This is a genomic window from Candidatus Woesearchaeota archaeon (assembly GCA_003694805.1).
Taxonomy (GTDB): domain Archaea; phylum Nanobdellota; class Nanobdellia; order Woesearchaeales; family J110; genus J110.
Genome location: RFJU01000102.1, coordinates 1 through 5,236, shown reverse-complemented (window position 1 = coordinate 5,236; position 5,236 = coordinate 1). Strand labels below are relative to the sequence as shown.

The 5,236-nt window shown below is 52.4% G+C and carries 4 protein-coding genes; 1 reads left to right on the top strand and 3 read right to left on the bottom strand.

The genetic code is table 11. The features are described from left to right. The coding region (locus D6783_03810) for a hypothetical protein (GenBank protein ID RME52793.1) at positions 1-499 on the bottom strand (499 nt) is incomplete at its 3' end. 394 nt (positions 500-893) lie between these two features. Here D6783_03810 and alaS point away from each other — a divergent pair. Next, complete coding sequence (gene alaS / locus D6783_03805) at positions 894-3,506, top strand: alanine--tRNA ligase (GenBank protein ID RME52792.1); 2,613 nt, start codon at positions 894-896, stop codon at positions 3,504-3,506. Positions 3,507-3,687: 181 nt separating this feature from the next. Here the strand turns inward: alaS and D6783_03800 are convergent, their stop codons facing one another. Continuing rightward, positions 3,688-4,143: a hypothetical protein gene (locus D6783_03800; protein RME52791.1), complete on the bottom strand. Its 456-nt coding sequence runs from the start codon at positions 4,141-4,143 to the stop codon at positions 3,688-3,690. A gap of 56 nt (positions 4,144-4,199) precedes the next feature. Further along, positions 4,200-5,236: hypothetical protein (locus tag D6783_03795; GenBank protein ID RME52790.1), on the bottom strand; the 1,037-nt coding region annotated here is incomplete at its 5' end.

Below are 5,236 nucleotides of genomic sequence, written 5' to 3'. Positions count from 1 at the left end.
TTTTTGCCGCCTTTGTTTTTGCTGTTGTTTTCTTTGCTTTCTTTGTTGGCTTGGTTGCAGTCCTGCTTGCTTTTTTTGCCGCTTTGACTTGCTTTTTTCGCTGTTCTTTCTTTTGTTTTTTCGTTGTTGGGCGCGGCTTTTTTTGCCCTTTGGTTTTTCCCGTTTTTCTCTTCGCGGCTTTCGTTGGTGGTTTGCTGGGTTCCTTCCGGGTCGTCTTTTGTTTCTTCTGCGGGGTCTTTGTTTTCTTCGGCTTTTTTGTGCTTGATTTGGTGCTTTTCTTCTTGGAGGGTGGAGGCGCAAACGCCGCTTCGTACGCTGCGTCGTCGTCTTCTTCTTTTCGGGAGAGTGTTTCTGATGCCGCTTCCTCATACCCGAGCATGAACGCTTCTTCTTCAGGGCTTATTTCATCGTTCTTGACCAAATCTGCCCGTGCGTCGTCGTAGACTTCTTCAATTTCATTGAAGTCGTCGTCAAAATAGTCTTCTTCATCACGTTCCATGCTTGGCCCTCCTTTCCTCTCCTATCCGCCGTTTTTTCTCGATGTTGGCGTATAAACGACCCTGCTCCTACCTCCTATTTATATTTTACTATTCCGTAGCGTTGGCTTTCTCGTTGCGAGAAGAGGGTTTGCCTTGATGTGCAGGGGGTGTTCCAGGCACTCTGCTAATGGCTTCGGCCCTCCTCGCTTTTCGTGCACGCTTCTCTCCTTGCCTTCTTCCGCCCGTTCTCCTTTTATTCAGACTCCGCAGGTGACGTAGCAGTTAATAGAGGAAATAGAGGAAGACGTTGCTGGAGAACGTAATTGGGTTGGAGAGAAGCGTGCTGCTTTGACGAGGGGTGAATAATTGAAAAAACTGAAAGCTTAAATATTCCCTTCCGCCTTTCGTTCTCGTATGAGCACACGGAGCGCTGGCAAGAACGAGGCAGGTGCGCAGGGGGAGATCGCTCCCGTTTCTGATAAGGAAGCAAAACGGCAGTTTAAAAAGGAAGCGGAGAAGTCTCCTGAGCAGTTCTATCCTGTTGAAGCATTGAAAAAGGAAGGTTTTGTGAGGAAGACGTGCACATCGTGCGGAACAAGGTTTTGGAGTGTACATGAGGAACAGGGACGCTGTGGCGATCCTGCGTGTTCTGGAGGTTTTCGGTTCATCGGTCAGAGTCCGGCAAAGAAAAAACTCTCTTACGTTGAGGTGTGGAAGCGTTTCGCGAAGGTGCACGAGCGTTTTGGATACACGCCGGTGCGGCGCTACCCTGTTGTTGCTCGGTGGAACCCTACAACAGAATTCACCATTGCAAGCATCGCCGCGTTTCAGCCCTTTGTCGTTTCGGGAGAGGTTGATCCGCCAGCAAATCCGCTTACTATTCCACAGTTCTGCCTTCGCTTTGGAGACGTGGACAACGTTGGCATTACCGGGCATAATGTTGGTTTTGTTATGATGGGCGAGCACGCCTTCACTCCTCCTGACGCGTTTGACATAAACACGTACTTCTCCCATCACTTATCGTGGCTGCGTGACGGCCTTGGTGTTCCTGTTGAAGAGTTGACTATTCACGAGGATGCTTGGGCTGGCGGCGGTAACGTTGGGAGTTGCGTTGAGTTCTTCTCTCGCGGGCTTGAGCTGAGCAATCAAGTGTACATGCAGTTCGAACAGACGCCGAGAGGGCTTCGCAAGTTGAAGATTGGCGTGCTTGATATGGGTCAGGGGCAGGAGCGCGCTGCGTGGTTTACTCAAGGGTGCGCAACGAACTACGACGCGGCCTTTCCCGGCGTGATGAAGCGGCTCTACCGCAAGACAGGTCTTGCTCCTGACGAAGCGTTCATGCGTTCATTTCTTCCTGTTGCTTCCTACCTTAACGTTGATGAGGTTGAGGACGTTGAGAAAGCGTGGATTGGTGTTGCGAAGAAAGTAGGGCTTGATGTAGTGTCTTTGAGGGAGCGCGTCTTGCCCATTGCAGCACTTTACAGCGTGGCCGAACACACGAGGGCTTTGTTGGTCGCTCTTGCTGATAACGCGTTGCCGAGCAACGTCGGTGGCGGGTATAATTTGCGCGTCATCTTGCGGCGGGCATTGGGCTTTTGTGAGCAGTTCGGGTGGGATATCAACTTGGGCGAAGTGGCCGAGTGGCACGCAAGGGAGCTCGAGCCCTTATTTCCAGAACTCTTGAGCAAGATTGGGCAGGTCAAGACTATCTTGGACGTTGAGAAGAAGAAGTTTGTAGAGCACAAGAAAAGAACGCGTCGATTGGTTGAGTCTGTTGTCTCCAAGAACGTGTTTTCCGAGTCTGTCTTGCTTGACTTATACGATAGCCACGGTGTTACCCCTCAAGAAGTTGTTGAGGCGGCCAAGCAAAAAGGCGTTGACGTCCGCGTGCCGGATAATTTCTTTGCAAAGGTGGCTGAGCGCCATGAACGAAGGGTTCAGGAGGTGCAGACACGAAAGGAGAAGCGCATTTCCTTAGGAGATGTTCCAAAAACGATTTGTCTCTATTACGATCATTATGACTACGTTGATTTCGAAGGGCATGTTGTTTTTGCGAAGGGAAACTTTGTCGTCCTCGATCGGACTGCGTTTTACCCAACCAGCGGGGGGCAACTGCATGACGAAGGAACCCTCGCAGGGGTGCGAGTGCGCGACGTCTTCAAGCAGGACGGGGTTGTGGTGCACGAGTTGGAGAAGGAGGTCACGTTCAGGATTGGGCAGCTCGTGCAGGGGCGCATTGATAAAGAGCGGAGAGTCCAGCTCACACAGCATCACACAGCGACGCACATTATGAACGCCGCGGCGAAAAAGGTGCTAGGGGATCATATTTTTCAAGCGGGTGCTGCAAAGACGTTGGAGAAGGCCAGGATTGACGTGACGCATTGGGAGATTCCTAGCGAGCAGGAGTTGAAGGAAATCGAGCGGGTGGCGAACAGGATTGTCGAGCAAAACATTCCTGTAGAAAAGATGTTTCTGCCTAGAAACGTTGCTGAGGCGATGTTTGGTTTTGACATCTACCAAGGGGGCGCCGTGCCGGGAAAGATGCTGAGGATTGTGCACATCAAGGGTGTTGATGTTGAGGCGTGCGGAGGGACGCATCTTGACTTGACGGGGGAGGCGGTGCGCATCAAGCTCCTTAAGTGCACAAAGGTGCAAGACGGCGTTATTCGGTTGGAGTTCGCTGCCGGCGCCGCTGCCGAGCGCTTAGTGTTGGAGGAAGAGGAGCTTATTCGCGCGCTTTGTTCGCTTCTCGGGGTGGAGGAGCGAGCGGTGCCTGGCAGGGTCGAGGAGTTATTCAGGAAGTGGAAACTTGCAAGGAAAGCAAAAAAGAAGAATCAGCCTCCCCCTGCTGATACGTTCAAGCTAGTCTCAAAAGCGGATTTTGAGGGCAACGTTCTTGAGCGTTGTGTGGAGATTGTGGGGACGCAGAAGCAAGACTTGCCAAGGACTATTAAGCGGTTCCTGCACGACTTGGACGAGTTGCATTCCTTCTTCTCCGGAAACAAGAGCGAAAGCCGGAAGGGGTAGAGAGAGGTAGGCGAACCGTGGCGGGGGTGGAAACCGCAGACCCCTTCTTCTTTTTGCTACTTGGCCTTCACCTTGCGCTGCTTTACACTGTCACAAGTACACACTTGCGCCTGGAAAACTCGTCTTGAGCGCTCCTTGTCGTGTTCGATGCTGCTCGCGACGCGGGACGCGTGGCGGCCTCCTAGTTGGCGGAGTTTCCCCCGGGTCCTCCTACATTGCTCGCATTCGGGTCTGAGTTCTTCTGCTCGGCGTCTGTCTGCATTTGGCTCGGCCCTGACTCACTCGTCATTGTTGAGGTTGACGAAGTGGTTGTTGACGTCGCCGCGGCAGTGGTTGTGAGCGTTTCAGGACTGGCAGAGGCTGTTTGGGGGAGGACTGCATTGATTTGCTCTTCCTTCCAGCCGCGTTCTTGAAGCTTTTGCCGTATCTCTGTTACGGTAACGCCCTTTGCCAAAGCCTTGTTGACGTAATCTTGGAGTGCTTGGCTGGGCGATTCTTTTTTGTGCTCTCCTTTGGCTTCAAGACCTGCAAGGTCCTTCTCAAATCGGGAGATGTCGTACTTCTCTTGGCGTATGAGCCGAGATAGTTTGAGGACTTCCACGAGGATGAGGAAGAATCCAACTATCTGTAAGACCATAACGACCAAAACGACCTGAAGTAATTCTTGAGTTCCAATATATTGTACTGCCATTTTTATTTCCCACCTCTTTCCATAAACATATCAACTGCAAAGTAGAGTACGACGATAACGACGGCGATGATGAGCAGGAAGATTAAGAATCCTGCGCTGAGTCCTTTCGTCTTTATTTCTTTTTCTCGCAAGTCAACGGTTTGTGTTGCTTCTGCTTTCTTGACGCCTCGTTCGTACATGGAAACGCTTGCTTGGTAGACCTCAGGGGGGAGGGAGAGTGTGGAGAGCTCTTCGCTTTGGATGAGGATTTCGTCGTCTTCAACGTTGAAGGGTCCGAAGACGCTGGAGAAGATTTCCTTCCCGTCTTTTTCGAGGTTGTAGACGAACTGGACGTTTTTCTTGTCCGATTCTGCTCCTCTGTTGTCCACGATCATGAAGAGTAGTGGCTCGCCTGGTTCGCACGCGTAGTGTTCAGCGAGGTCTTCGTCACAAACGCGCAGTTGGGTGGCGAACCCTTCTGGAACGGAGAGTTCAAGCGTTGCTGCGCGCTCAGCAATGGTGCTGTCTCCTTCCATGACGAGGAAGGTGATTTGCGGGGCGGCCTGGGTTTTGAGTTGCTTGACGAGTTGGGGTGTTTTGAGTGGGTCGATGGTGACTTCTACTTTCCTGGTTTTTCCTGCGGGGAGTGCGCCAAGGCTTTCTTTGAGTCCTGTTTCAGGAATGACTACAGTCATGTCTTGCAGATCTGTCTTGGCGAGGTTTTCAAGTTCGATGGTGACGGTGGCAGGGGTTGCGATTTCTACTGGAATATTGGCCGGTGCTCCGATGCGCACGCTGCCCTTGGTGATGCCGCACGCTGCGCAGCTGCCGCCGCAGTCGATGCCTTCCTCGCCCGGGTCTTGGATGCCGTTCTCGCAGGGGTTGATGCACGCTTCTGTCGTGACGGTAACGAAGTTGTCCGGGTCGCACTTGTTCTTGTCTTTGCAGGTTTGGGATCGTTCGCCTCCGAGGCACGCGGTCCAGTCGGCGCATTCCCATTCTGGCGTGCAGGTTCTCGGCGGGGGAGGTGGTCCGCCGCCTCCGCTCCTTCTTTTTTTCT